Below are 24,359 nucleotides of genomic sequence, written 5' to 3' on the forward strand. Positions count from 1 at the left end.
GTCCACATGGCTGCACGGAAGGCTTCAGTCAGCCCGCCGGGGCCCCTAGCGTCGGTGTTATGAGCTCCGGGACCAGCCGCATCAGCACCATCGGCAGCAACAGCAACAGCAACAGCAACAGCGCCGGCGCCGGCGCGCCCGCGGGCGCCGTGTTGGCCTCCGATGCCGCCGCCTGCGCCTCCCGCAGCTACGAGGTCCAGCAGCTTGCCGCACGCGTGGCCGCCTGCGTGGACCACGCCGACGCCGTGCTGGCCCAGCTCGTCCGGGTGGAACTGCAGGGCTGGCAGTCCCCGGCCGGCCGGGCCTACCGGACGTCTGTCTCGCTGCAAGCCGCAGCTCTGGCCCGCAGCCGGACGGCCCTGCAGGAGGCTGTGGCCGCGGTGCTCCGTCATGCCCAGAACGTGGCCGTATCGCCTGGACGGCCCGGTTACTGATGGCAGAGGCCTCGCCGGCCGGTGCCGGGGGAGCGCCCGTCCCCGCCGCTCCCATGGAGGGGCTCCGGATCCGCGGCGGAGTCGGCGGACTCAGCTTCCAGTTCGAGGAGTTGCTGGCCGGAGTGTCGGCGCTGGACGGGATGGCCCGCGAGTTGGCAGCCGTGGAGGCGGAGGCCGACGGCGTGCGGCGCGCCCTGTTCACGTTCCAGTTCGACTCGTACTCCAGTGGCAGCCAGGCGATCATCGCCGTCGGGGAGGGCGCCCGGACCCTCGGCAGCGTCCGGATGGAGCTCGAGAGTCTCTGTAGCGAGGTCCGGGCGAGCCATCAGGAGTACGAATCCGCCGAAGCCGGGAACACCCTGCTCCTGCGGATCGGCCGGGCCGGCCCGGCGTACGGGCCGCTGTGGGGACTGTTCGGCCTGCCTGCAATCACGGTGCGCGATACGGTGGAGGACGAGATCGCCCAGGCGCCCGCGCGGCTGGCGCTATTACTGGGCCTTCCGGCCAGCCTGGCCGCGGCAACGCAGATGACCGGCAGCGCGGCCGGTGTCCGCTTCGCCGTCCGCGGGTTGACGGCCGGGCCGGGCGTGGAGTTCCTGCGTCCCAGACCCGTCCGGATCGCTGGCCGGGAAACTCGGACCGAAGAGGTTGACGTGTCACCGGCAGGATTGCTGCTGCGGGCCCAGGCTGTCGGCCGGAACAGCGGGGACATCGAGGTCCTCGAGTTGGGCGAGAGCGGAAGCCGCGCCTGGGTGGTGGTCATCCCGGGCACCCAGCTGGATGGACTACCCGCCGGCACCAACCCCTTCGACGCCGGCGGTATCGCGGAGGGCCTGGGCTACGGCTCGGCTGAGACCGCCGCGGCCATCCGGACGGCGCTGGCGCAGGCCGGGGCCAGGGCGGGCGACCAGGTGGCCGCCGTCGGCTACAGCCAAGGTGGTATCCATGCCATGAACCTCAGCCAGGACAAGGCGTTCCTCGCCGACTACGACCTGAAGTTCGTGCTGACGGCCGGTTCGCCGGTGGGCGGGATCGAGCCGGTGGCCGGCACCGTTAGCCTGCACTTGGAACATGAGCAGGACTGGGTGCCTGGGGCGGACGGGCTGCCCAACCCGGACACGAAAAACCGGGTCACCGTCACCTCGACCAGCCCTGTCCCCGCACACGAATGGCTGGGGTCCGGCATGGGGCCGGGCCACGACATGAGCCGCTACGCCGAGAGCGCCCGGATCGTGGCGGGCAGCCCGGATCCGTCTCTCCAAGCTTCGACCGCTGCGCTCGCTGCCGTGGTCGGCGCGGGCGGCACCGCCACGGTCACTCGCTTCTCCCTGCGGCGTGACGCGATGCCGCCGCGGCGGGAACTGCCCGCGGCGCCGGGGCCGCGGTCCGGGCGGGGAAGCGCCACAGGCGCTGTTCCTAACGCTGGAGCGCGGGAAGGAAGCTGGCCACGAGGGACACCGCGCTGATAATGAGGGCGGCGAACACCGCCGTCCAGAAAAACGAGTCGATGGTGAAATGCACGGTGGTGTAGCTGCTGACCCAGGACGTCAGGTAAAGCATTCCCGCGTTGATGACAACCGTGAAAAGGCCCAGGGTGAGGATAGTGATCGGCAGTGACAGGAGGCTGACGATCGGCTTGACGAAGGCGTTGACGAGGCCGAAGATCAGGCCGATGAACAGGTAGCCCATGACGATGCCAACGGTGCCGTTGCCCGTGGTGGAAATATCAAGGCCGGTGAGGATCCAACACGCGATAGCCAGGGCCAGCGCGTTAACGATGACTCGAACGATGAATGAGCGCATGGGCTCATGCTGTCATAAGCCCGGCGGCAGCGGCAGGGACCATATCCCCCTGTTGTGGCAGCGACCCGAAGTAGGCTGGTTGGCATGACTTCAACAGAGAACACGGCCGGGGGCGTCAGGCCCCGCCCGGTGGTAGGCCTCCTTCCCAGCTACGCGGCCGGCAAACCGCCCGTCCCCGTCGAGGGCCTGGTCAGCTACAAACTTTCCTCCAACGAAAACCCGCTCCCCCCGATCCCTGCCGTGCAGCAGGCCATCGCGGCGCAGACCGACTTCAACCGCTACCCGGATCCGCTGAGCAGCAGGCTCCGCGCTGCACTCGCCGGATTCCTCGACGTTCCCGCCGAGGATATCGTTACCGGCGCCGGAAGCCTCGGGGCCCTGAACCAGCTGCTGGCCACCTTCGCCGGGCAGAACGACGACGGCAAGCCCGACGAGGTCATCTACGCCTGGCGCTCCTTCGAGGCATACCCGATCTCCGTCGGCCTGGCCGGGGCCGAGAGTGTTCGGATCCCGTTGACCGGCGACGGCCGCCACGATCTCGACGCCATGGCAGAAGCAGTCACGGCGCGGACCCGGATGATTCTGCTGTGCACTCCGAACAACCCCACCGGCCCGATCCTCACTGCCGAGGAAACTGAGCGGTTCATCAAGCAGGTTCCCGCCGACGTCGTGGTGGTCATCGACGAGGCCTACCAGGAGTTCGTCCGCGACGAGCGGGCCGTCGACGGCATCGAAATGTACCGGAAGTACCCGAACGTTGTTGTCCTGCGGACCTTCTCGAAGGCCCACGGCCTGGCCGGGCTGCGGGTTGGCTACAGCGTGTCCCAACCCGACCTCACGCAGCACCTGCGCGTCGCTGCCACGCCCTTCGCGGTCTCCCAGATCGCCGAATCCGCGGCCGTGACTTCGCTGGAGCACTTTGGTGAGGTTGTAGAAAGGGTACAAAGCATCGTCGATGAACGGGACCGGGTCACCACCGGACTCCGTGATCTCGGCTGGTTCGTGCCGGCGGCCCAGGGCAACTTCGTGTGGCTCAATCTGGGTGCCGACAGTGCGGAATTCGCCGCCCTGGCGGGCGAGCGGGCCCTCTCCGTACGCGCCTTCGCCAATGAGGGTGTGCGGGTCAGCATCGGTGAGGCGGAGGCAAACACCCGCTTCCTGGAACTCTGTGCGATCTATACAAAACCGCCGCGGCGTTCCTAGCGCTTAACATGACGGCCGCGGCGAGTCTACTGCGGATAAAGTAAGGACGAGTAAGCCAAAATATATGCCGAATCGGGAATGTATTACCGATCCGGCATATATCCCAGCGATTGCGGCGCATTCGGATGCGGCAAGCAAGGAGACGGTATGGGCGCCACACATCTGCCCGCTACCGAGTTCGACGGAACTGACATTGAGGACCGGCTCGAGGCAGAGGCCGAAGCGCGCCTGGGCGATCCTGCCGAGCCGATGGTGCAGCTCCTCGCTCCGGACGGCACCCTGGGCTCCGACCCGGTTTTCACGGAATACGCCGAGCGGATAGACCCGGAGAAACTGCGCGGGTTCTTCGCCGACATGGCCAGGATCCGCCGCTTCGACGTGGAGGCAACCGCTCTCCAGCGGCAGGGCCAGCTCGCGCTGTGGGTGCCGCTCACCGGTCAGGAGGCCGCCCAGATCGGCTCCGGCCGGGCCAGCCAGCCGCAGGACTACATCTTTCCCACCTACCGCGAGCACGGCGTCGCCCTGACCCGCAATGTGGATCTCGCCGAGCTGCTGCGCCAGTTCCGCGGCGTGTCCAACGGCGGCTGGAACCCCAAGGACACCAACTTCCACCTGTACACCTTGGTTCTCGCGGCTCAGACCCCGCATGCCGTGGGCTACGCGATGGGCATCCAGCGCGACCAGAAATTCGCGGCGTCGGCTGCGGTGGCGGACGGATCAGCCGGCCACCCCGTGGAACCCAAGGCTGCCGTTATGGTCTACTTCGGCGACGGCGCCAGCTCCGAAGGCGACGTGCACGAGTCGATGGTTTTCGCCGCTTCTTACAAGGCCCCCGTGGTGTTCTTTTGCCAGAACAATCACTGGGCAATCTCTGTTCCCAGCTCCGTGCAGACCCGCATCCCGCTGGCCAACCGGGCCAAGGGGTACGGATTCCCCGGCATCCGGGTGGACGGAAACGACGTGATCGCCGTCCATGCCGTCACCGAGTGGGCACTGGAACGGGCCAGACAGGGCGACGGTCCGGTGCTGATCGAAGCCTTCACCTACCGCGTCGGCGCGCACACCACGGCCGACGATCCCACGAAATACCGGGAATCCGCCGAGGAAGGCCGGTGGCGGGCCAAGGACCCGCTGGAGCGCCTGGAGAAATACCTCCGCGCCGCGGGACTGGCCGACGACGCGTTCTTCGAGCAGGTCGCGGCGGACGGCGACGAACTGGCCGCCTATGTCCGCAAGACCACCTACGATCTCGAAACCCCGGACATCCGGACTGCCTTCGCCAACACCTACGTGGAGGCCCACCCGCTGGTGACCGAGGAGCTGGCCTGGTTCGAGGAGTACAGTGCAGGATTCGCCGCAGAGGCGTCCGTCGATCAGGCAACGACTGCCTCGGCAGGACCCGCAGACCCGGCCAAGACGGAGGATGCATCCCACTGATGACCACCATGACCATTGCCAAGGCCATTAATGAAGGCCTCCGCGCAACGCTAAACAACCACCCCAGGGCCCTTCTTATGGGCGAGGACATCGGACCCCTGGGCGGCGTGTACCGCGTCACCGACGGTCTCTTCGCCGAGTTCGGCGCAGACCGCGTGGTGGATACGCCGCTTGCTGAATCCGGCATCATCGGCACCGCGATCGGGCTGTCCCTGCGCGGCTACCTGCCCGTCTGCGAAATCCAGTTCGACGGTTTCGTGTTTCCCGGGTTCAACCAGATCACCACGCAGCTGGCCAAAATGCACTCGCGCAGCAACGGCAATCTGACCGTGCCGGTCGTCATCCGGATTCCCTATGGCGGCGGCATCGGCTCGATCGAGCACCACTCCGAGTCCCCGGAAGCACTGTTCGCCCACACGGCCGGCCTGCGCATCATCACGCCGTCCAACCCGCACGACGCGTACTGGATGATCCAGCAGGCTGTCGAATGCCAGGATCCGGTGATCGTGTTCGAACCCAAGCGCCGCTACTGGCTCAGGGGAGAGGTCGACACGCAGTCTCCCGGAACGTCCGCGGATCCGTTCAAGGCACACGTGCTGCGCGCCGGAACGGACGCCACCGTGGTGGTCTACGGACCGTTAGTGCCGGTGGCCCTGGCCGCGGCCAACGCCGCCGCGGAGGACGGCCACAGTGTCGAGGTCATCGACCTGCGTTCCATCTCGCCGATCGATTTCGACACCGTCACAGACTCCGTGAGGAAGACGGGCCGGCTGATCGTGGCCCACGAGGCCCCGACGTTCGGCGGAATCGGCGGCGAAATTGCTGCCCGGATCAGTGAGCGTGCCTTCCACTCGCTCGAGGCGCCCGTCATCCGCGTTGGCGGCTTCCACATGCCCTATCCGGTGGCCAAGGTGGAGGAAGACTACCTCCCGGACATCGACCGCATCCTCGAGGCCCTGGACCGTGCCCTTTCCTACTGACCGCTTCCAGCTGAGGCGCCTTTCCCCAACAAGGACAACATGACTCTCCACAAGTTCAACCTCCCCGATGTGGGCGAAGGACTCACCGAGGCCGAGATCGTCGCCTGGAAGGTCAAACCCGGCGACACGGTGGCCATCAACGATGTCCTGTGCGAAATCGAGACGGCAAAATCCCTCGTCGAACTGCCCTCTCCGTTCGCGGGCACCGTCACGGAACTGCTTGTCCCCGAGGGCCTGACAGTCGACGTCGGGACCGCGATCATCAGCGTGAGCGATGCGGCGCCGTCCGACGCGGCTGCCGCGCCGGCCCCCGATGCTCCGCTGTACGGGAAGCTGGAGGCAGACATGTCCGACGCCGCCGAATCGGCAGGGCGTCCGGCCGGCGGTCCGCTGGTGGGCTCCGGTCCCAAGGCCGACGCCGTCAAGCGCCGCCGGCGCGTGGCCGCCCCGGCCGCCAAGCCGGCGGTTCCGGCCGCCGGGCCGGTAGAGGCGCACGACATCTGGATCAGTCCGGAGGCCGTCGCCCACGCGGAGCATCCGGCCCCGGCCGACAACATCGACCAGCGGCCAACGCTCGGTGGCGCCATCAGCGGTCTGGTCAGCAGGGTCCTGGCCAAGCCGCCGGTGCGCAAAATTGCGCGGGATCTTGGCATCGATTTGGCCGATGTTGTCCCCACCGGCGCCCGCGGTGAAGTAACCCGCGAGGACCTCGTGAGTTACCAGGCGCAGCGCGACGCCGAGGTGGACCAGGCCGACACGTTTTGGGGCAAGACCGGCCGTCCGCAGGAGCAGCGGATCGAGCGGATTCCGGTCAAGGGCGTCCGCCGAGCCACCGCCAGGGCCATGGTCGAATCGGCCTTCGCTGCCCCGCACGTCAGCATCTTCGTCGACGTCGACGCCAGCCGTACGATGGAGTTCGTCAAACGACTCAAGGCCTCGCGCGATTTCGAAGGTATCAAGGTCTCCCCGCTGCTGATCCTGGCCAAGGCCGTCATTTGGGCTGCGGCACGCAACCCCAGCGTCAATGCGACCTGGGTGGACAATCCTGACGGAAGCGACTCCGCTGAGATCCATGTCAAGCACTTTATGAACCTCGGAATCGCCGCCGCCACGCCCCGCGGCCTGATGGTCCCGAACATCAAAAACGCCCAAGACCTCTCGCTCAAGGAGCTGGCGCTGGCCCTGAACAACCTCGCCACCACCGCCCGGGCCGGCAAAACCCAGCCCGCCCAGATGCAGGGCGGCACGCTGACCATCACGAACATCGGCGCTCTCGGGATCGATACCGGCACGCCGATCATCAACCCTGGCGAGGTGGCTATCGTTGCCTTCGGCACGATCAAGCAGAAGCCCTGGGTCCTCGACGGCGAGGTTATCCCGCGCTGGATCACAACCTTGGGCGGCTCATTCGACCACCGCGTGGTGGACGGTGACCTCTCGGCGCGGTTCATGGCCGACGTCGCGGCGATCCTGGAAGAGCCGGCCCTGCTGCTGGACTGAGCCGTCGGGAAAGGACCGCCGACGCCCTGACGCTCCATCCAGGGCGATTCGATTGGTATGCAAAACGTCCCAATAGCTCGAAAATAGGTATTTCCCCGGGCCCGACGCGCACATCACCCCGCTCCCGCCGCGATGCACGGAGCCGCGGTCAGCGACTTCACCGCGGTATCGCTGGACCAGCCCCTTGCCCAGGTGACCCTGGCCCGTAGCTCGCGCGCCGCCCGCTACATCGAAGGGCCCCTTCGCGATCAATATTCTTTCGCTCGAACCGCTGCCGGTGGCCCTGTTCTTTGCCGGCAACGCCCGCGAGGAGGAGCCAGAGTGGACCCGGGACGACAACGTCCCGGTGCTGACCCGCAACGCCACTCTAGGATGCCGCCCGTGGAACATCTACGGCGGCGGCGATCACATCATCGTCGTCGGCGAGGTCATCGGGATGGAAGTCACCAAGCGCGAACCGATCCTGTCTCTCGGCGGCCTGTTCCATACGATCGGACGCGGTGTCGAGGACGCCCGGAGGAACCACCCCGTCACGGCCGCCGGAGCGGGCTGGTTCGCGGGCTCCGGTTCCTTCAGGCCTCTTCACAGCCCTGCGCCGTTCTAGCCGCAAGCCAGTCGGACTCCCCGAAGCGGCGCTCCCGCCCAGTTGCTTAGGCCCGAACCGCGCCGCGCCCCGGGATTTCCGGGGTGTGCGGTGGCCAAACAGCATTCAGGCCGACAGCAACTGGGCGGGAACACGAACGACGCTAGGGCTAGCTTCCCGTGTAACTTGTCAACAGCGCGGTCAGCTCCGGATCGCCGCTGATCGCGGCGACGGCGACGACGGCGGCGAACATCACGCCGGCGAACGCCGTGGCGCATGCGGTCACTACGGCCAGGAACCGCCAGTCATCGCGGAGGACGCTCCGCATCGTTTCGGGCATGCGCAGCCCGGGCGAAATGACGTTGGGGGCGCTGTCCGTGGAACCGTCGTCCAGGAAGGCGACGACCCGGCCGGAGTGGCGGTCCACGCGCATGGAGCTGATGTGGTTGCCGTGACGGGCCAGGAGAATGTCGTGGCCAACGAGCTGGCGACGATGAAGAGTCGGCATTTTCATCCCCTGAAAAGTAAGAAAACTTGGATGTCCACGCCGTTGGGGGCACTATCAATTTTAGTGCCGGCCACCGGTTGCGGCGGCCCCAAATCCGCGTGAGGCTGCCCACTGGGAGGAGGCGACGCGGCCCGGCGCGGTCGGACCTCGTGGCGAACGCGAGGCTGTCCTGCTGGGTGCTCTAGGTCACCCCGGAGGACCGGCTGCTGGTACTGCAAGATCCTGTGCCGGCTGCTTCGGAGGGCAGGGGCGGCAGCCGGGTAAGCCTGAGACCGACGGGCCCTGCACCTGGGTAAGCGGGCGGCCCGCCTGGGCCCGACCTCCTGCGGCGATCATGGCGTACGTCACAGCACCGACGCGGGGCTCTAGGTACGTTGGGACCAGCCGACGTCCGGACCCGCGCGTTCTAGTGAAAGTGGACCCAGTCCTTGAAGACTTCCCCTGCTCCGAAGAACGTTACCGGCGGGATGCGCAAGGTGCCGCGTGTCCTAGGTGCCGTTGGCCTCGCCATCGTCGTGCTGGTTGCGGCCTCCGCCGGGATCAACACGGCCATGGGGGCGGTGGAGATGGCGAACATTCTGCCCTACGGCGAGAAAGTCGGCCTTGGCGGCGGCGAGGTCAACGTCATGGTGACCGGGGACTCGGACCGGACTCTGGTGTTGCGCAGCGGCTACGGTGGGGCCTCGCCGGTGCTGGACTTCAAACCCCTTATCGATGATCTGGACGACGACTTCACTGTCGTGGTCATCGAGCGGTTCGGCTATGGCTACAGCGACCTGGATGTCACCGACCGCACGGTCGAGAACATCTCGACCGAGCTCCACGACACCCTGGCCGGGCTGAAGGTTCAGGGTTCCTACGTGCTGGTGGCCCACTCGCTCGCGGGAATCTACAGCCTGGACTACATCAGTCGCTTCCCCGGTGAGGTTTCGGCCCTCGTCACGATCGATGCGACAGTTCCTGAGGACTTTGCAGTGGCACCCCGGAGAAGCTCGTGGGAACGCCTCCTGTCGGTCAGCGGCTGGGTGCGTTGGATGACCGCACTGAATCCTGCAATCACGGCACCGGCCGCCCCGGCCGGGGTTTATCCGGAGGCGACGATCGGGAAGATCCGGTCGATGACCGTCTGGAACTACGCCAACCCGGCAATCATCGATGAGAACAACAGGATGGCGGAGAACTTCGCGGCGGTGTCCGCCCTGGCCTATCCGGCGGATCTTCCCGTGCTGGCGTTCCTGTCCCAACAGCTGGTCAACGCCAACGCGGAGTGGTATCCCGCCCATGCGCGGCAGCTGGAGTTACTGGATCGTTCCCAGATCGTCGTGCTCGCGGACGATCACTACCTTTACTGGACACACTCCCGGGAAATCGGCATCACGCTGCGGCAGTTCCTCCGCTGAAAGGCAACCGCGTGCCGCACCGAAGGGGCCAGTACCAGAGGGAAACGCCGCCGCGTCTGGCTTCAGCTCGGAATCGGCCTGGCGTTCGCCGTCCTGACCGGGCGGAACAACCTTGCTTTCCACGATGTTCCGCCGCAAGGCTCGGGCCTCCCGGGGTGGACGTCGCTGGCTGACTGGCTCCGGCTGCTCGGGGAGAAGTGCTTCGGTGCGGGACCGGGGACCTTTGTCGTCAATCCCGTTACGTGCGCAGCGCTCCCGGTCCTGCTGCTGGCCGACACCCAAACTTTATCCAGAACGGCTTCGTTGAGGAGAGTTCCTTTTCAGGGGCGCTGCAGACGCGGCTGGTCCTCGCTGTCGGGACAGGGTGGGCGCTGGTGCTCCAGGCGCTGCTGCTCGGCGTCTGGCACCTTCGCCTGGGCTTTACCAACACCGGGCATGCCGGCACTATCGTTCCGCAGTCAGTCCTCGGGCTGGCGTTCCCGGTTCCGGGGCGCCCCCGAGGTCTCGCCTACTCCGAGGCGTCGGTCTTCGCGATGTAGACGTCGCAGGGGGCATTGTGGGCCACGGAGTTGGCAATACTGCCAAGCACACGACCCAGCCCCTGCATCCGCCGGTTCCCGACCACGATCAACTGGGCGCCGGATCGGGCCGCCTCGTCGATCAGTGCCTCGGCCGGCTTGCCGCGGGCGGCGGCATAGGTAACCTTCAGTGCGGGCGTGCGGAGGCTGTCTGCGACGCTCCGGGCAACCTTCTCGGCGTCCCCCGCATCGGAGACAATCCATTTGTCGCTGCCGCTGCCGAAGACCTCGGTCCTGTCACTGTCGAACGCGCTGACCACATGAAGCGTGGCCCCAAGCGAGGCGGCCAGGTCGCGGGCAGTCTGTGCGGCCCTGAGGGCAGTCTCGCTGCCATCAACGCCGACAACAATAATTCCGGTCATGTATTGCTCCTTGAGGTCAACGAACGGCTGTGGCCAGGTACCGATGACTCAGGCTACAGCGCTGCAATGGCTTCGCGCAGGACCGGCGCCAGCCGGCGGACACCTTCGCGGATGGACTTAGGAGGAACGGCGCTGAAGGCCAGCCGGATCTTGTTGGACGGGTCGTCCGAATGTGTGAATGCCGCGCCCGGAATGAAGACCACCCCGGCGTCGATCGCCTTTTTCAGCAACGGGTACGTGTCCACGCCCTCGGGCAAGGTGACCCAGACGAAGAAACCACCCTCCGGACGGGTCCAGTTCAGGCCTGGCGGCATGAACTCGTCGAGGGCGGCCAACATCGCATCGCAGCGCTCCTTGTACAGCCCCCGGTACGTTTCGATCTGCCCACGCCAGTCGTAGTCGCGGAGGTACGCCGAGACAAGCATCTGGTTGAGGGTCGGCGGACACAGTGTGACTGACTCCGAGGCCAGGTAATAACGGCGCTGAAGATGTGCCGGTACAAGGGCCCAGCCGATCCGCAGGCCGGGCGCAAAAATCTTCGAGAAGGACCCCAGGTAGATCACGTCGTTCGGGTTGGCGGCGCGCAGCGGGGTGAGTGGCTTGCCGTCGAAGCGGAGCAGCCCGTAGGGGTTGTCCTCTAGGACCAAAACATTCGCCTTGCGGCATATGTCTACGACCTGCTGCCGCCGCTCCGTGGAAAGCGTAATGCCGGAGGGGTTGTTGAAGCTCGGGATCGTGTACAGGAACTTGACGTTCTTGCCTGCTGCCTGCAGCGCGGCAATTCTGGTTTCCAGACGGTCCGGGATGATGCCGTCGGCGTCCATTGGCACGGTGGCGACCTCGACCTGGTAGGCCTCGAAGGTGTTCAGGGCGCCCACGTAGGTGGGGTCTTCGACGAGCACCACGTCGCCTGGGTTGCAGAAGACCTTGGCCGCAACGTCCTGCGCTGACTGTGAGCCGGCGGTGACTACGACATTTTCCGGCTTGGCGTCCAGGATTCCCTCGGCGGCCATCACTTCGCAGATCTGGGTCCGGAGTTCCTCCGTGCCCTGCCCGCCGCCGTACTGCAGGGCGGTCATGCCTTGTTCGGCGATAATCTTCGCGGCGGTCTGGCCGAGCCGTTCCAGCGGCAGCGACTGGAGGTAGGGGCTTCCGCCCGCCAGGGAGACGAGGCCGGGCCGCATCGAAATGTCGAAGACATCGCGGACCGCCGATTGCTTGATATTTGCTGCGCGCTCCGAGAACAGTTCCTCGTGGCGGTGGGCGGACGTGGCCGCTCGTTCGATTGCGTCAATTGCCTCAGCCGGGAGTATTTCTGCGGCTGCATCAAGTGTTTCGTGGGTCACATCTCCCAGAATACAACCTGTGTTGCCGAATAGAAAACGTTTGTTTCCAGGTACGGCGAAGCGCGCCGGACGCAGGACGCGCCCGGGCCGCTGGTGTGCGCGGGGTCATCCGTTGGACGTGGTCGGAGCGCGCCAGCCTGGAACGGTTCGCGGCTTTCCTCGATGTGAAGGGCGTACCGCGGCGCCGGGAATCCGCTGCGGTAACGGACGGCCGCCCCGTGGATCCGCGTAGCGGCTGTCTGAAGTCGGCGCGGGAAACGCGGACGGGCGCGGAAAGCGCGGTGCGGGCGTGCGGGGGCGTCGTACGCGGTTCAGGATCGGGGCGACCGGGCGGCGGGTCATCCGGTGGACCTGGTCGGAGCTTGCCAGCCTGGAGAGGTTCGCGGCGTTCCTGGATGCGAAGGGCGTACCGCGGAGTGCGCCGGGAATCCGCTACGGAAACGGACAGCCGCTACGTGGATCCGCGTAGCGGCTGTCCGAAAGCGGCGCGGAAATCGCGATGCGCGCGGGGCCGGCAGTGGACATCGGGGCGGGCGCGGTGCTCCGGATCCGGGCCACCGGGCGGCGGGTCATCAGGTGGGTCTGGGTCGGAGCTCGCGGGTACGGCGAATCCGCTGCGGAAACAGACAGCCGCTACGTGGATCCACGTAGCGGCTGTCTGAAAGCGGCGCGGAAATCGCGGCGCGGGCGGTGTGCCGGGGGATTAGGCCGCGGCGACCGTGCGGGATTCTTCCAGTGCGACGAAAACACCCTTGATCTGCTCGACAACCTCGGCGTCGTCCTTCGGGTGGACCTCGGCGAAGCGGACCATGGAGCCGGGGACGGCGAGCTTGACGTCCTCGAGGACCGTGGCGCCGGCGATGCCGACGGCCTTGCGGGCCTCGTCCTGGGCCCAGACTCCGCCGAACTGGCCGAAGGCGGTGCCGACGACGGCGGTCGGCTTGCCGGTCAGGGCGCCGGCGCCGTAGGGGCGGGACAGCCAGTCGATGGCGTTCTTCAGCGAGGCCGGGACGGTGCCGTTGTGCTCTGGGGTGACCAGCAGGAGGGTGTCGGCGTCGTTGGCAGCGGCGCGCAGGGCGGCTGCAGCGGCGGGGACCTGGCCCTCGACGTCGATGTCCTCGTTGTAGAACGGGATGTTGCCGAGGGTTTCGTGGATGAGGACGTCAACGTGCTCGGGAGCGTTCAGCGCGATGGCTTCGGCGAGCTTCTGGTTGGTGGAGTCGGCGCGGAGGCTGCCGACCAGGGCGAGGACGGTGTTCTTGGACATGGGTACTCCTGGGTGTCGCGCCGCGGGTGACCCGCGGCTGGCTGATCATGGAGGCTTTGCTGGCCTTCACTGATCCAAACGGACTGCGGTCCGTTTCTATTTCCGGGTGGCTAGAATGTGCCGTGTGAGCTTAATCCCAATCCGCCCGGGCAGGGAGCCTGAACGCCGCGACGCAGCCCGGAACCGCGAACTGCTGCTCCGCGCCGCCCGCGAGCTGATCGAGGAATGTGGTGCGGACGGACTGACCATGGGCGCGCTGGCGAACCGGGCCGGCGTGGGCAAGGGGACAGTGTTCCGCCGCTTCGGCAGCCGCGCAGGACTCATGATGACGCTGCTCAGCGACGCCGAGGCCGAGTTCCAGGGACGCTTTATGTTTGGTCCGCCGCCGCTGGGCCCCGGCGCTCCGCCGCTGGAGAGGCTCGTAGCGTTCGGTACGGAACGCATCGACTGGGTGCTGGAATTCGGCGAGCTTGCCCGTGCCGCAGACGTGTCGGCCTACAACCGGTTCGATGTACCGGCGGCCGTGCTCTGGCACCGGCATCTGGAGATGCTGCTGCGGGAAGCGGGAGTGACGGCCGACCCCTGGCTGATGTCCACGTCGCTGAGCGCCGTCCTGGAGCCGGAACGGATCCTGCACGCGCTCCGCGTCCACGGCGTTGCCACGGAGCGGCTCGCCGCGTCCTGGTGTGAGCTCGTCTCGCGCATCGTGCGCGCGGCCTAGTGCAATCGGGCCCGGCCGAACCGGACCAATTCAATTCCCCGGAATTATTCATAACGATCTGATACCTGACTCGCGGAATGCCGGAACGTGCGGCATCGGACAGCAGTGTCCATGTGATAGTTTCCTCTGGAATGTGACCCGCGACATAGTCCACCAGGACCCGCCGCACGGCCCGCGGGCGGCCAGCTACCCGCTGGCCTGGATCCCGGATCGGCAGCGGTAATCCCCTGCCGGGACAGGAGCTACGGAAGGATCAGAAGTGAATCTTGTCAGGAATCCTGCGCACGGCGAGGCAGAAACAGCCGGTCCGGCAAAGGCAGCAGGCACTGCACAGACAACGGCCTTCCGGAACTAATCGCCCATGATCCGATACCTCGCCAAGCGCGCCATCACCTATGCCTTCATGATCTTCCTGACCACCACCGCCGGGTACTTCCTGGCTGTGAACACGCTGCAGCCCGCGCTGCTGGAGCAGGAGCGGATCCCGCGGCCCACCCCGGAGCAGGTGGCCAACTCCTTCCGGCTCAAGGGTCTCGACCCGGAGCTCAGCCCCTGGGAGCGCTACGTGGAGTGGCTCACGGCGATCGTCACCCGCTGGGACTGGGGACGCAGCCCCAACGGCGCGTTCATCAACGCCGAATTCGGCGACCGGGTCTGGATCTCGACCCGGCTGTTCCTGGCCTCCATCATCCTGACCCTGATCATCGGCGTGGCACTGGGCGTATATACGGCAGCGCGGCAGTACAAGGCCTCGGACCGGGTCATCACCTCGTACAGCTACCTCGTCTACATCGTGCCCGCGCCGATCGCCTACTTCCTGGTGCAGCTCGGTGCCATCAACATCAACGAGTCGGTCGGCGAACGCATCTTCTTTGTCACCGGCATTTCCACGCCAGGACTGGATGGCGGCGGCTGGGCGCAATTCGTCGACATGCTGGCGCACTACGCAGTGCCGACCTTCGCGATCACGATCGTGGGCTGGGGCACCTATCAGATTGCCCAGCGCCAGTACCTCCTGGACAACGTCAATGCCGACTTTGTCCGCACGGCGCGGGCCAAGGGCCTGACCCGGAACCAGGCCATCAGCCGGCATGCCCTGCGGGTGTCCTTTATCCCCGTGGCGCAAAGCATCGCTTTCACCATCCCGGCCATTTTCGCCGGAGGCTTCTTCGCCGAGAAAATCTTCGCCTGGCACGGCGTCGGCTCCTGGAGCATTGACGCGATCGCCCTGCAAGACGTCAATGCTGCGACGGCGACCCTCGCCTACGGCTCTGTGATCTTCGCGATCGGCGCGATCCTGGCCGACTTCGCCACCACGCTGGTCGACCCGAGAGTGCGGGTGCAGTAACCATGACCAACCTCAACACCATCGACCCCGCCGCCGTCACCGGCGGGGCAAACATCGAGATCAACGACGTCGTCATCGCGAAGTCCTCGATCATCATCCGCCGCTTCCTGCGCAACCGGACCGCCGTCGTCGGCCTAGCCGTCTTCCTGGCCCTGACCATGTTCTCCTTTCTGGGTGGTCTTTTCACCAGCTGGGACAAGGAGACGATCGACCCGTTCAATATCGGCATGCCGCCATCGTCCGAGCACCTGCTGGGCACCTCCCAGGCCGGCATCGACCTCTACGCCCTGACCGTGGAGGGCACCCGGATCTCGATCCTGATCGGCCTTGTCGTCGGCCTCATCTCGGTGCTGATCGCCGCCGTGTACGGCTGCACGATGGCCTACTTTGGCGGGAAAGTGGACACGGTCATGCTCTTCATCCTCGAGGCCCTGATCATGATGCCGGCCCTGCTGGTCGTCGCCGTGGCCACGAGCGGCGGCGGCAACGGACTGCAGCAGTCCCTGCCCAGCTGGCTCCTGCTGATCATCGTGCTGCTGGTCTTCAGCTGGATGGGCACCGCCCGTCTCATCCGCTCACTCTCGATGTCGCTGATGACACGCGATTTCGTCAAGGCTGCCCAGTACATGGGGATTCCGCCGCGGCGCATCGTGTGGCGGCATCTTGTCCCGAACATCGGCTCACTGCTGGTCCTGGACATCACCCGCGGCATCACCGGCGCGATCCTGGCCGAGGTTGCGTTCTCCTTCATCGGGATCGGCATCAAGGTCCCGGACGTCAGCCTGGGGGTGCTGATCGGCCAGGCCACCTCCCAGGTTTCCACGTTCCCGTGGATGTTCTGGGTCCCGCTGACGGTCATGTTCCTGCTGACCGGTTCGCTGGCCATGATGAACGATGGCCTGCGTGATGCGTTCGATCCCAGCTCCAGCTCCGTCGGCCGCGCCAAGAGGGGCGGACCCGAGAAGAGTGAGCCGGGCAAAACACACGAGCCCGCAGGGAAGAAGACCCCATGAGCCACGAAATGACCGCCGGAATCGGACCCGCCGACGTTTCCCTTTCCCCCTCCGCCCTCGCAACCTCCACTGCCGAGCGCCTGCACGTAGCCGGGCTGCACACGCCGTCGGAGGCAGTGCTCTCCGTCCGCGACCTCAACGTCCGCTTCAACACGGAGAACGGCGTTTTACACGCCGTCCGCGGCATCGACTTCGACCTCCGCGCCGGCAAAACGCTGGGCATCGTGGGCGAATCGGGCTCCGGGAAGTCCGTTACGTCCATGGCCATCATGGGCCTGTTGCCCCCGACGGCGGAGGTCAACGGTTCGGTCCGGCTGCAGGGCACGGAACTGCTGGGACTCAGCGACAAGGCCATGTGCCGGTACCGAGGCAACGACATCGCCATGGTCTTCCAGGATCCGCTGTCGTCCCTCACGCCGGTCTATACGGTCGGCAACCAGATCATCGAGGCGCTTACGGTCCACAACCCCACCATGAGCAGGCGGGCCAAGGAGGCGCGCGCCGTCGAACTTCTCGGCATGGTGGGCATCCCCAGCCCAAAAGACCGGCTCAAGGCCTTCCCGCACGAATTTTCCGGCGGCATGCGCCAGCGCGTCATGATCGCCATCGCCATCGCTAACAACCCGCGTGTACTGATCGCCGACGAGCCGACGACGGCGCTCGACGTCACCATCCAGGCGCAGGTCCTCGAGGTGCTGCACACCGCGCAGGAGGAAACCGGCGCCGCCGTCGTGATGATCACCCACGACCTGGGTGTCGTTGCCGGCATGGCGGACGACATCATGGTGATGTACGCCGGCAAGCCGGTGGAGACCGGCGGCGTCGACGACATTTACTACAACCCGCGGATGCCCTACACCATGGGCCTGCTCGGCGCCGTGCCGCGCGTTGACGTTGCCGAGAAGTCCTCGCTGGTGCCGATCGAGGGCATCCCGCCCAACCTCATTCAAGCCACCACCGGTTGTTCCTTCGCGCCGCGTTGCCCGCTGGCCAGCGACGCCTGCCTTCAGGGCGAGCCGGAGCTGTGGCCGGTCACCGGGGGCAATGCGAACGGCAGCCCGACGCACCAGGCCGCCTGCATCAAGACCGACTCCCTCGGCCTCGAAGTGGACGTCCGCGAGGTCTTCCGGGCCCCGGCCGTACCGGTGTCACGCTTTGACGCGATCCCGCGCACGGAGCGCCGGACCGTGCTGGAGCTTCGGGACGTCAGGAAGCACTTCCCGCTGATGAAGGGTGCCCTGATCAAGCGCCGGATCGGCACCGTCAAGGCGGTGGACGGGCTGAGCTTCGACATCCGTGAGGGCGAGTGCTTCTCGATCGTCGGCGAGTCCGGCTGCGGCAAGACCACCACCCTGCTGGAAATCATGGAGTTCCACCAGGACCAGGACGGCGAGGTGGTCATCGGCGGCCTGAGCAACAAGGAAGCCTCCGACGCCAGGACCAAGAGCGCCATGCGCAAGGAACTTCAGATGGTGTTCCAGGACCCCACCGGCGCCCTCGACCCGCGCTTCACCGTCTTTGAGGTGCTGTCCGAACCGCTCGAGAACGCGGGCATGGCCAAACCCGAGATCCGGAAGCGGATCATGGAGTTGATGGAGCTCGTGGGTCTCCAGCCGGATCACGTCAACCGCTTCCCCAACCAGTTCTCCGGCGGTCAGCGCCAGCGCATCGGCATCGCCCGCGCCCTTGCCGTGAACCCCAAACTCGTGGTCCTGGACGAGCCGGTCTCCGCCCTGGACGTGTCCGTCCAGGCCGGCGTGATCAACCTGCTGGACCAGCTTCGCGCGGAACTCGGGCTGAGCTACCTGATGGTGGCGCACGACCTGTCGGTTGTGCGGCACATTTCCAACCGCGTGGCCGTGATGTACCTGGGCAAGATTGTGGAGATCGGAGACGTGGACAGCGTCTTCGACAACCCGCGCCACCCCTACACCCGGGCCCTGCTCTCCGCGATTCCGGTCCCGGACCCGGTGCTGGAACGCACCCGCGAACGCATCATCCTGCAGGGCGATCTGCCCTCGCCGCTTGAGGCCCCCCAGGGCTGCAACTTCGCCACCCGCTGCCCGGTCTTCGCGGCCCTGCCGCAGGCAAGGCAGGAGAAATGCCTGACCCAGGAGCCGGCCCTGGAGCCGGCCCTGGGACCGACCCCCAAAGACCAGCAATTCGCCTGTTTCTACCCGGACGGCGGACTGGACGCGGACATGCTCGTTGTCCACGAAAGCAACTGACCCACGCGCTACACGCAGCACCACTCGCACGAAAAAGAATGAAGGGGAACACATGAAGAATCTGACCAAGATCGGCGGCGTTACCGCCGTCGTTGCAGCGCTTGCGCTCACGGCTTGTGGCGGTGGCGGCGCCGCACAGGGTCCCGAGGCAGCCAAGGGCCAGGACGCGGGAAGTGACCTGGCCAAGCTGGTCAGCATCAACGCCAAGGACGCCAAGGACCTGCAGCCGGGCGGCACCGTCACCCTGCCGCTGGGCAACATCGGCCCGGACTTCAACGGTTTCTCCAACAACGGCAACAGCGCAGACAACACAGCCCTGCACCGACCGATCGACCAGGCCGGCACCTGGGGCTGCTGGAATTTCGACTTCGACGGCACCGCCACGCCGAACAAGGATTTCTGCGAAGACGTCAAGAGCGAGGTCATGGACGGCAAGCAGACCATCACCATCAAGGTGAACGAAAAAGCCAGCTACAACGACGGCACGCCGATCGACGTCAAGGCCTTCGAAAACACCTGGAACATGCTCAAGGGTGAGAACAAGGACATTGACATCGTCAGCTCCGGCGCGTACGAGTTTGTTGAATCCGTCAAGGCCGGTTCCAGCGACAAGGAAGTTGTTGTCACCACCACCCAGCCGATCTACCCGCTGGATGCACTGTTCACCGGCCTGATCCACCCGGCTGTGAACACCCCGGAGATCTTCAACGAAGGCTTCACCGGCGACCTGCACCCTGAATGGATGGCCGGGCCGTTCAAGCTGGACCAGTACGACAGCGCAGCCAAGACCGTCACCCTCGCCCAGAACGACAAGTGGTGGGGCACCAAGCCGGTCCTGGAAAAGGTGGTCTTCCGCCAGCTTGAGAGCAGCGCAGCCATCGCCGCCTTCAAAAACGGTGAAATCGACGGCGTCTCCGCCAACACCATCACCCCTTACAAGCAGCTCGACGGCAGCAAGGATTCCGAGATCCGCCGCGGCCAGCGGCTCTTCGCCGGCGGCCTGAACCTCAACGCGCAGAAGGCGCCGATGACCGACGTCGCCATCCGCAAGGCCATCTTCACCGCCGTCGACCGCGAAGCACTGCGAAAAGTCCGCTTCAACGGACTGAACTGGGAAGAAACCAGCTCCGGATCGATGATGCTGCTGCCGTTCTCCAAGTACTACCAGGACAACTACCCGGTTAAGGAAACCGGCGCCGAGGCGGCCAAGAAGGTCCTGACCGACGCCGGCTACACGGCCAACGCCGCAGGCATCATGGAAAAGGACGGTGTCCCCGCAGCCTTCAAGATCAGCAACTTCGGTGACGATCCCACCACCCTGGCGTTCGCGCAGACCCTGCAGAACCAGCTGAAGGCCGGCGGCATGGATGTCGGCATCGACCAGCGCGCCTCTGCCGACTTCGGCAAGGTCCTCGGCAGCCGCGACTTCTTCATGAGCGTCTCCGGCTATACCGTGGGCGCCGACGCGACCGACGCGGTCAAGCAGTTTTACGACTCCAAGACGAACGAAAACGAACTGGGCGATGCCGAACTGGACGCCGAGATCAAGAAGCTCTCCACCATCGCCGACAACGACGAGCGCAACAAGGCGGCCATGGCAGTTGAAAAGAAGCACATGGAGAAGTACTTCTCGATGGGAGTTGTGATGAACGGGCCGCAGATCTCCTTCGTGCGCACCGGTCTGGCCAACTACGGCCCGTCCCTGTTCAAGAGCCTGTCCCAGGTTCCGGACTGGACCACCATCGGTTGGGAAAAGAAGTAGTCCCAATTAGGCGGCTGCTCCGGCGGCGGTGGCCGGCACTCCCTGAAACCTCGGGGAGTGCCGGCCGGCGGTGTTTAATCCCGCGACTGACCGGGCGTGCGGGGGTAGCGTGGAGCCATGACAACAGACTCCAATCGGCCCATTCGCACGGCCGTAGCCGGTTTTGGCCTCTCGGGTAGCGTCTTCCATGCCCCGCTGCTCGCGGCCGACCCCGCATTTTCCCTCCTGGCCATTTCCACCTCCGACGCCGAGCGGCGGGCGGCAGCATCCGCCCGGCACCCCGGTGCACGCATTGTGGACACCCCGGCGGACATCCTTGAGCTCGCGGGCGAGCTGGACCTGCTGGTCCTCGGAACCCCGCCGGCCACGCACTACCCGCTCGCGAAGGCCGCACTGGAGGCCGGCCTGGACGTCGTCGTCGACAAGCCGTTCACGGTGCGCAGCGCCGAAGGCGAGGAGCTGATCCGGCTCGCGGCGGAGCTGGGCCGCGTGCTTACGGTCTTTCAGAACCGGCGCTGGGACGGCGACTACCTCACCGTCCGCAGCCTGCTGGGCAGCGGCATCCTCGGCACCGTCACGCGGTTCGAGTCCCGCTTCGAACGCTGGTCCCCGGTGGTCGCGAAGGCCTGGAAGGCGGCCGCGACGGCGGACGACGGCGGCGGGGTGCTGTTCGATCTCGGCACGCACCTGCTGGACCAGGCCGTGCAGCTGTTCGGTCCCGCCACGGTCACCCACGCGGAACTGGATGCGCGGCGGCCGGGGGAGAAGGCCGACGACGACGTGTTCCTCGCCCTGGCGCACCAATCCGGCGTGACGAGCCATCTGTGGATGAACATGCTCTGCGCCCAGCAGGGACCCCGCTTCCGGCTGCTGGGCAGCGCGGGCGGGTTCACCAAACAGGGCGTTGACCCGCAGGAGCCCTTCATCGTGGCCGGCGGCAGTCCGCTGGACCCGGACTACGGCGTCGAAGACCGGGACTGGGCCGGGCTGCTCGGCCGGGACGGGCACCTGGACCGGCTGCCCACCGAACGCGGCACGTACCCGGAGTTCTACCGGGTCCTGGCGGCGAAGATCCACGACGGCGGTGCAGCCTCGGCGCTTCCGGTCCCGGTGGATCCCGCAGGCCCGGTGGACGTGCTCAGGCTGATCGAGCAGGCCCGGTCTTTGGCCTGACCCGGGTCCCTGGCCTGAGCCGGGCTTAAACAACAATCGGCTGCTCCGTAGCCGCCGTTTTGAGGGTCCAAAAGGGCGGTGACGGAGCAGCCGATGCGGTGGAACTTACGCGGAGACCAGCTCGTGCCAGTCGGCGACGAGGGGCAGGTTGTGCGCCTCGGAGACCGAGCGGTGCGCGACCTTGCCACCGGCGATGTTGAGGCCGGCGGCCAGCGCGGCATCGCGTTCGAACGCGGCCTTGACGCCCAGGTTCGCCAGTGCGACGGCGTAGCGCAGGGTGACGTTGGTCAGCGCGTAGGTGGAGGTGTTCGGCACGGCGCCCGGCATGTTGGCAACGCAGTAGAAGATCGTGTTGTGGACCTTGTACGTCGGTTCCTGGTGCGTGGTGGGGTGCGTGTCCTCGAAGCAGCCCCCCTGGTCCACGGCGATGTCCACCAGCACGGAGCCGGGCTTCATCCGGGAGACCAGCTCGTTGGTGACCAGTTTCGGGGCCTTCGCGCCCGGGATCAGCACCGAGCCGATCACCAGGTCGGCGTCGACCACAGACTTCTCGATCTCGTACGCGTTGGAGGCGACGGTCTTCAGCCGACCCTGGTACTGGGCGTCAAGTTCGCGCAGGCGGTTGATGTTGATGTCCAGGATGGTGACATCGGCGCCGAGTCCGAGGGCCATGGCGGCGGCATTCGTGCCGGCGACGCCGGCGCCGAGGACAACAACCTTGGCCGGGCGGACGCCCGGCACACCGCCGAGCAGCACACCCTTGCCGCCGGCCGGAGCCATCAGCGAAGTGGCGCCGACCTGGACGGAGAGACGGCCGGCGACCTCGGACATCGGGGCCAGCAGCGGCAGGGTCCGGCCTTCCTGGACGGTCTCATAGGCGATGGCGGTGACGCCGGTGTTGATGAGCTCCTGGGTCAGCTCCGGCTCCGCCGCGAGGTGCAGGTAGGTGAAGAGGATCAGGCCCTTGCGGAAGCGGTGGTATTCGGCCTTGACCGGCTCCTTGACCTTCATGACCATGTCCGCGCGGCCCCAGACGTCATCTGCTTCGGCGACTATCTCGGCGCCGGCGATGGCGTACTCCTCGTCCGTGATGCCCGAACCCAGCCCTGCGCCGCGCTCCACCAGGACCGAGTGGCCGTGGGTGCGGAACTCGTGCACGCCGGCGGCCGTGATGGCGACGCGGAATTCGTTGTTCTTGATCTCTTTGGGGACACCGATGATCATTCTTTTGGGCTCCAGTGCTGGCGGCCTTATGGGCCTGGGTGTGTGGGATGTCGTAATTCCAGAATAAATCCCGCTGTGAGGCAGGCGACAGGATCGCCCGCGGGGAAACGCACGGCTTCCGCGGGATTCCGCGCTTTTCCAAATAGTGAGCTGGACATTTGTCGAAGCGACAAGCGTCAGGTGTCGCCTGCTGTCCGTTGGCCCTCGTGTTCGCCGCATTCCCAACGGCGGAGAAATCGGCAGTAGTCTGGCAGGATGCAGCAGCAGGATGTTGAACAGCTGGTGGAGCACGTAGCGCTGAAACTGGGCCGCGGCCTCTCCCTTGAGGATCTCGACGGACTGCTGCTCGCCTACAGCTCCAACCAGTCGCACGCGGACCGGGTCCGGGTGAATTTCCTGCTCAGCAAGCGCGTCGCGGTGGACGTCAGCGCGTGGCAGCTCTCGCACGGGATCGCGACGGCGGTCCGCCCCGTCGTCGTACCCGCCAATGAGGAGCTCGGGATGCTGGGCCGGGTCTGCGTGCCCCTGCTGGTGCGGGGCTTCCGGGTGGGCTACCTCTGGGTCCAGCTGGACGCCGACGAGCCGAACGCGACGTCGGTTCTCGCCCAGCTGCCCGCGGTGGCCAGCGAGCTGGAGCAGCTCTCTGCACTGTTGCTGGACTCCAATACGGCCGAATCCGAGTTCCGCCGCCGCCGTGAACAGGAATTCCTGGCAGCCTGCCGGGGTGAGTCCAATGCCGCTGCTGCCGTTGCGGGCTGGAAGGAAGTCCAGGGGCGCGGACCGTGGCTGCTCGTGGCCGTACTGGATGCCGACGGGTGGGCGGAAGGCTCGGACCCGATCGCGTCCACGCTGATCCACCGCTCGGCGGCCCTGCAGGCGACCATCGGGGTGGACGCAGCCCTGTTCAGCGCCGGCACGGAGACCCACGCCGTCGTTCTGTTCAAGGAATCGACAGGCCGGGCGGACCACGCCCAGGTGCTGGTCCACTACCAGCTGGAGCTGGCCAAACGATCCGGGCGGCCGGTCCGCCGGATCATCCTCGGAACTTCCGAGGGATTCGCGAGACCGCGGGAACTCGCGGAAGCGTACCGCCAGTCCAGGCAGGCCGCGCAGGCGGCGGCGGTGGATCCCCAGCTGGGTGAGCTCGTGGACTGCCGCGCCACCGGGATCTACCAGCTGCTGGCCTCGGCCGGCGGCGGAGCGGGGGCATGGGCGGACGCGGGTTCGGTCTACTTCCGCATCCTGGCGGACCACGACCGGAACCACGAGCTGCTGCCGGTGCTGGAGCTTTTCTACGATAACGACGGCTCGGTCCAGGAAGTGGCGGACAAACTGCACCTGCACCGGAGCAGCATTTACAACCGCCTGGCCCGGATCCGCCAGCTGCTCGGCGTCGACCCACTCAAGGGGATGGTGCGGCTGGAACTCCACGCGGTGCTGAAGGCGCGGCGCTGGGCAGCTCGCCCGCGGATCTAGACGCCCCGATCTG

At 66.4% G+C, this 24,359-nt stretch carries 22 protein-coding genes; 16 read left to right on the top strand and 6 right to left on the bottom strand.

Features of this window, described 5'->3' with window-relative positions; all coding sequences use genetic code 11:
• The first annotated feature begins 59 nt into the window (after positions 1-59).
• On the top strand, positions 60-434 hold the full coding sequence (locus J2X01_RS06765) for a hypothetical protein (RefSeq protein ID WP_310052141.1): 375 nt from the start codon (positions 60-62) through the stop codon (positions 432-434).
• Positions 434-1,900: an alpha/beta hydrolase family protein gene (locus tag J2X01_RS06770; protein ID WP_310052143.1), complete on the top strand. Its 1,467-nt coding sequence runs from the start codon at positions 434-436 to the stop codon at positions 1,898-1,900. The genes J2X01_RS06765 and J2X01_RS06770 overlap by 1 nt, the downstream gene beginning before the upstream one ends.
• Here the strand turns inward: J2X01_RS06770 and J2X01_RS06775 are convergent.
• On the bottom strand, positions 1,851-2,237 hold the full coding sequence (locus tag J2X01_RS06775; RefSeq protein WP_310052145.1) for a phage holin family protein: 387 nt from the start codon (positions 2,235-2,237) through the stop codon (positions 1,851-1,853). The two genes, J2X01_RS06770 and J2X01_RS06775, sit on opposite strands and share 50 nt — an antisense overlap.
• An 84-nt stretch (positions 2,238-2,321) precedes the next feature.
• Here J2X01_RS06775 and J2X01_RS06780 point away from each other — a divergent pair, with 84 nt between their 5' ends.
• The 5 genes from J2X01_RS06780 to J2X01_RS06800 all read left to right on the top strand — a co-directional run bounded on the left by J2X01_RS06780 (position 2,322) and on the right by J2X01_RS06800 (position 7,961).
• A complete protein-coding gene (locus J2X01_RS06780) occupies positions 2,322-3,440 on the top strand; it encodes a histidinol-phosphate transaminase (RefSeq protein WP_310052147.1) in 1,119 nt (372 codons plus the stop codon).
• 147 nt (positions 3,441-3,587) lie between these two features.
• Positions 3,588-4,877, top strand: a complete 1,290-nt coding sequence (gene pdhA / locus J2X01_RS06785) for a pyruvate dehydrogenase (acetyl-transferring) E1 component subunit alpha (RefSeq protein ID WP_310052149.1) — start codon at positions 3,588-3,590, stop codon at positions 4,875-4,877.
• The gene (locus J2X01_RS06790) at positions 4,877-5,857 is read left to right on the top strand and encodes an alpha-ketoacid dehydrogenase subunit beta (protein ID WP_310052150.1); all 981 of its coding nucleotides are present in this window, start codon (positions 4,877-4,879) and stop codon (positions 5,855-5,857) included. Before pdhA ends, J2X01_RS06790 begins: the two co-directional genes overlap by 1 nt.
• A gap of 39 nt (positions 5,858-5,896) precedes the next feature.
• Complete coding sequence (locus tag J2X01_RS06795) at positions 5,897-7,357, top strand: dihydrolipoamide acetyltransferase family protein (protein WP_310052151.1); 1,461 nt, start codon at positions 5,897-5,899, stop codon at positions 7,355-7,357.
• A gap of 277 nt (positions 7,358-7,634) precedes the next feature.
• Complete coding sequence (locus J2X01_RS06800; RefSeq protein WP_310052154.1) at positions 7,635-7,961, top strand: flavin reductase family protein; 327 nt, start codon at positions 7,635-7,637, stop codon at positions 7,959-7,961.
• Between the two features lie 148 nt (positions 7,962-8,109).
• Here the strand turns inward: J2X01_RS06800 and J2X01_RS06805 are convergent, their stop codons facing one another.
• A complete protein-coding gene (locus J2X01_RS06805; protein ID WP_310052156.1) occupies positions 8,110-8,448 on the bottom strand; it encodes a hypothetical protein in 339 nt (112 codons plus the stop codon).
• 428 nt (positions 8,449-8,876) lie between these two features.
• Between J2X01_RS06805 and J2X01_RS06810 the strand changes: the two genes are divergently transcribed.
• Both J2X01_RS06810 and J2X01_RS06815 read left to right on the top strand, forming a co-directional pair.
• Positions 8,877-9,848 carry an alpha/beta fold hydrolase gene (locus J2X01_RS06810; RefSeq protein ID WP_310052160.1) on the top strand — a complete coding sequence of 324 codons (972 nt, stop codon included), beginning with the start codon at positions 8,877-8,879 and terminating at the stop codon, positions 9,846-9,848.
• A 242-nt stretch (positions 9,849-10,090) separates the two neighbouring features.
• A complete protein-coding gene (locus J2X01_RS06815) occupies positions 10,091-10,387 on the top strand; it encodes a CPBP family intramembrane glutamic endopeptidase (RefSeq protein WP_310052163.1) in 297 nt (98 codons plus the stop codon).
• Here the strand turns inward: J2X01_RS06815 and J2X01_RS06820 are convergent.
• The 3 genes from J2X01_RS06820 to J2X01_RS06830 all read right to left on the bottom strand — a co-directional run bounded on the left by J2X01_RS06820 (position 10,357) and on the right by J2X01_RS06830 (position 13,401).
• Positions 10,357-10,788, bottom strand: coding sequence for a universal stress protein (locus J2X01_RS06820; protein WP_310052166.1), 432 nt, complete (start codon positions 10,786-10,788; stop codon positions 10,357-10,359). The genes J2X01_RS06815 and J2X01_RS06820 overlap by 31 nt on opposite strands.
• Before the next feature lie 53 nt (positions 10,789-10,841).
• Entirely contained in the window at positions 10,842-12,134 is a 1,293-nt protein-coding gene (locus J2X01_RS06825; RefSeq protein WP_310052169.1) for an aminotransferase-like domain-containing protein, read from the bottom strand.
• A gap of 703 nt (positions 12,135-12,837) precedes the next feature.
• Positions 12,838-13,401 carry an NAD(P)H-dependent oxidoreductase gene (locus J2X01_RS06830; RefSeq protein WP_310052171.1) on the bottom strand — a complete coding sequence of 188 codons (564 nt, stop codon included), beginning with the start codon at positions 13,399-13,401 and terminating at the stop codon, positions 12,838-12,840.
• A gap of 124 nt (positions 13,402-13,525) precedes the next feature.
• On the opposite strand from J2X01_RS06830, the gene J2X01_RS06835 reads away from it, so the two are divergent.
• The 6 genes from J2X01_RS06835 (at position 13,526) to J2X01_RS06860 (ending at position 21,646) form a co-directional block, all read left to right on the top strand.
• Positions 13,526-14,122, top strand: a complete 597-nt coding sequence (locus J2X01_RS06835) for a TetR/AcrR family transcriptional regulator (RefSeq protein ID WP_310052173.1) — start codon at positions 13,526-13,528, stop codon at positions 14,120-14,122.
• Between the two features lie 361 nt (positions 14,123-14,483).
• Positions 14,484-15,470 (top strand): ABC transporter permease, encoded by a 987-nt coding sequence (locus J2X01_RS06840; protein WP_310052176.1) that lies wholly within the window; start codon positions 14,484-14,486, stop codon positions 15,468-15,470.
• A gap of 2 nt (positions 15,471-15,472) precedes the next feature.
• The gene (locus J2X01_RS06845; RefSeq protein ID WP_310052179.1) at positions 15,473-16,483 is read left to right on the top strand and encodes an ABC transporter permease; all 1,011 of its coding nucleotides are present in this window, start codon (positions 15,473-15,475) and stop codon (positions 16,481-16,483) included.
• Positions 16,480-18,711, top strand: a complete 2,232-nt coding sequence (locus J2X01_RS06850; protein ID WP_374724942.1) for a dipeptide ABC transporter ATP-binding protein — start codon at positions 16,480-16,482, stop codon at positions 18,709-18,711. Before J2X01_RS06845 ends, J2X01_RS06850 begins: the two co-directional genes overlap by 4 nt.
• A 52-nt stretch (positions 18,712-18,763) precedes the next feature.
• Positions 18,764-20,473 (top strand): ABC transporter family substrate-binding protein, encoded by a 1,710-nt coding sequence (locus J2X01_RS06855; RefSeq protein ID WP_310052182.1) that lies wholly within the window; start codon positions 18,764-18,766, stop codon positions 20,471-20,473.
• A 117-nt stretch (positions 20,474-20,590) separates the two neighbouring features.
• Positions 20,591-21,646: a Gfo/Idh/MocA family protein gene (locus tag J2X01_RS06860; protein WP_310052184.1), complete on the top strand. Its 1,056-nt coding sequence runs from the start codon at positions 20,591-20,593 to the stop codon at positions 21,644-21,646.
• Between the two features lie 105 nt (positions 21,647-21,751).
• On the opposite strand, the gene ald is transcribed toward J2X01_RS06860, so the two are convergent.
• Positions 21,752-22,870 carry an alanine dehydrogenase gene (gene ald, locus J2X01_RS06865; RefSeq protein ID WP_310052187.1) on the bottom strand — a complete coding sequence of 373 codons (1,119 nt, stop codon included), beginning with the start codon at positions 22,868-22,870 and terminating at the stop codon, positions 21,752-21,754.
• 255 nt (positions 22,871-23,125) lie between these two features.
• Here ald and J2X01_RS06870 point away from each other — a divergent pair, with 255 nt between their 5' ends.
• Complete coding sequence (locus J2X01_RS06870; RefSeq protein ID WP_310052190.1) at positions 23,126-24,346, top strand: PucR family transcriptional regulator; 1,221 nt, start codon at positions 23,126-23,128, stop codon at positions 24,344-24,346.
• Positions 24,347-24,359: the final 13 nt, after the last annotated feature.

Source organism: Arthrobacter ginsengisoli, assembly GCF_031456935.1.
Taxonomy (GTDB): Bacteria; Actinomycetota; Actinomycetes; order Actinomycetales; family Micrococcaceae; genus Arthrobacter; species Arthrobacter ginsengisoli.

Bases quoted from the DNA above. Each gene is read 5' to 3' on its own strand.
- J2X01_RS06855 (WP_310052182.1), top strand. From the start codon at position 18,764: ATGAAGAATCTGACCAAGATCGGCGGCGTTACCGCCGTCGTTGCAGCG.
- J2X01_RS06860 (WP_310052184.1), top strand. From the start codon at position 20,591: ATGACAACAGACTCCAATCGGCCCATTCGCACGGCCGTAGCCGGTTTT.
- J2X01_RS06850 (WP_374724942.1), top strand. From the start codon at position 16,480: ATGAGCCACGAAATGACCGCCGGAATCGGACCCGCCGACGTTTCCCTT.
- J2X01_RS06805 (WP_310052156.1), bottom strand. From the start codon at position 8,448: ATGCCGACTCTTCATCGTCGCCAGCTCGTTGGCCACGACATTCTCCTG.
- ald (WP_310052187.1), bottom strand. From the start codon at position 22,870: ATGATCATCGGTGTCCCCAAAGAGATCAAGAACAACGAATTCCGCGTC.
- J2X01_RS06770 (WP_310052143.1), top strand. From the start codon at position 434: ATGGCAGAGGCCTCGCCGGCCGGTGCCGGGGGAGCGCCCGTCCCCGCC.
- J2X01_RS06775 (WP_310052145.1), bottom strand. From the start codon at position 2,237: ATGCGCTCATTCATCGTTCGAGTCATCGTTAACGCGCTGGCCCTGGCT.
- J2X01_RS06790 (WP_310052150.1), top strand. From the start codon at position 4,877: ATGACCACCATGACCATTGCCAAGGCCATTAATGAAGGCCTCCGCGCA.
- J2X01_RS06840 (WP_310052176.1), top strand. From the start codon at position 14,484: ATGATCCGATACCTCGCCAAGCGCGCCATCACCTATGCCTTCATGATC.
- J2X01_RS06780 (WP_310052147.1), top strand. From the start codon at position 2,322: ATGACTTCAACAGAGAACACGGCCGGGGGCGTCAGGCCCCGCCCGGTG.
- J2X01_RS06765 (WP_310052141.1), top strand. From the start codon at position 60: ATGAGCTCCGGGACCAGCCGCATCAGCACCATCGGCAGCAACAGCAAC.
- J2X01_RS06795 (WP_310052151.1), top strand. From the start codon at position 5,897: ATGACTCTCCACAAGTTCAACCTCCCCGATGTGGGCGAAGGACTCACC.
- J2X01_RS06845 (WP_310052179.1), top strand. From the start codon at position 15,473: ATGACCAACCTCAACACCATCGACCCCGCCGCCGTCACCGGCGGGGCA.
- J2X01_RS06870 (WP_310052190.1), top strand. From the start codon at position 23,126: ATGCAGCAGCAGGATGTTGAACAGCTGGTGGAGCACGTAGCGCTGAAA.
- J2X01_RS06830 (WP_310052171.1), bottom strand. From the start codon at position 13,401: ATGTCCAAGAACACCGTCCTCGCCCTGGTCGGCAGCCTCCGCGCCGAC.
- pdhA (WP_310052149.1), top strand. From the start codon at position 3,588: ATGGGCGCCACACATCTGCCCGCTACCGAGTTCGACGGAACTGACATT.
- J2X01_RS06820 (WP_310052166.1), bottom strand. From the start codon at position 10,788: ATGACCGGAATTATTGTTGTCGGCGTTGATGGCAGCGAGACTGCCCTC.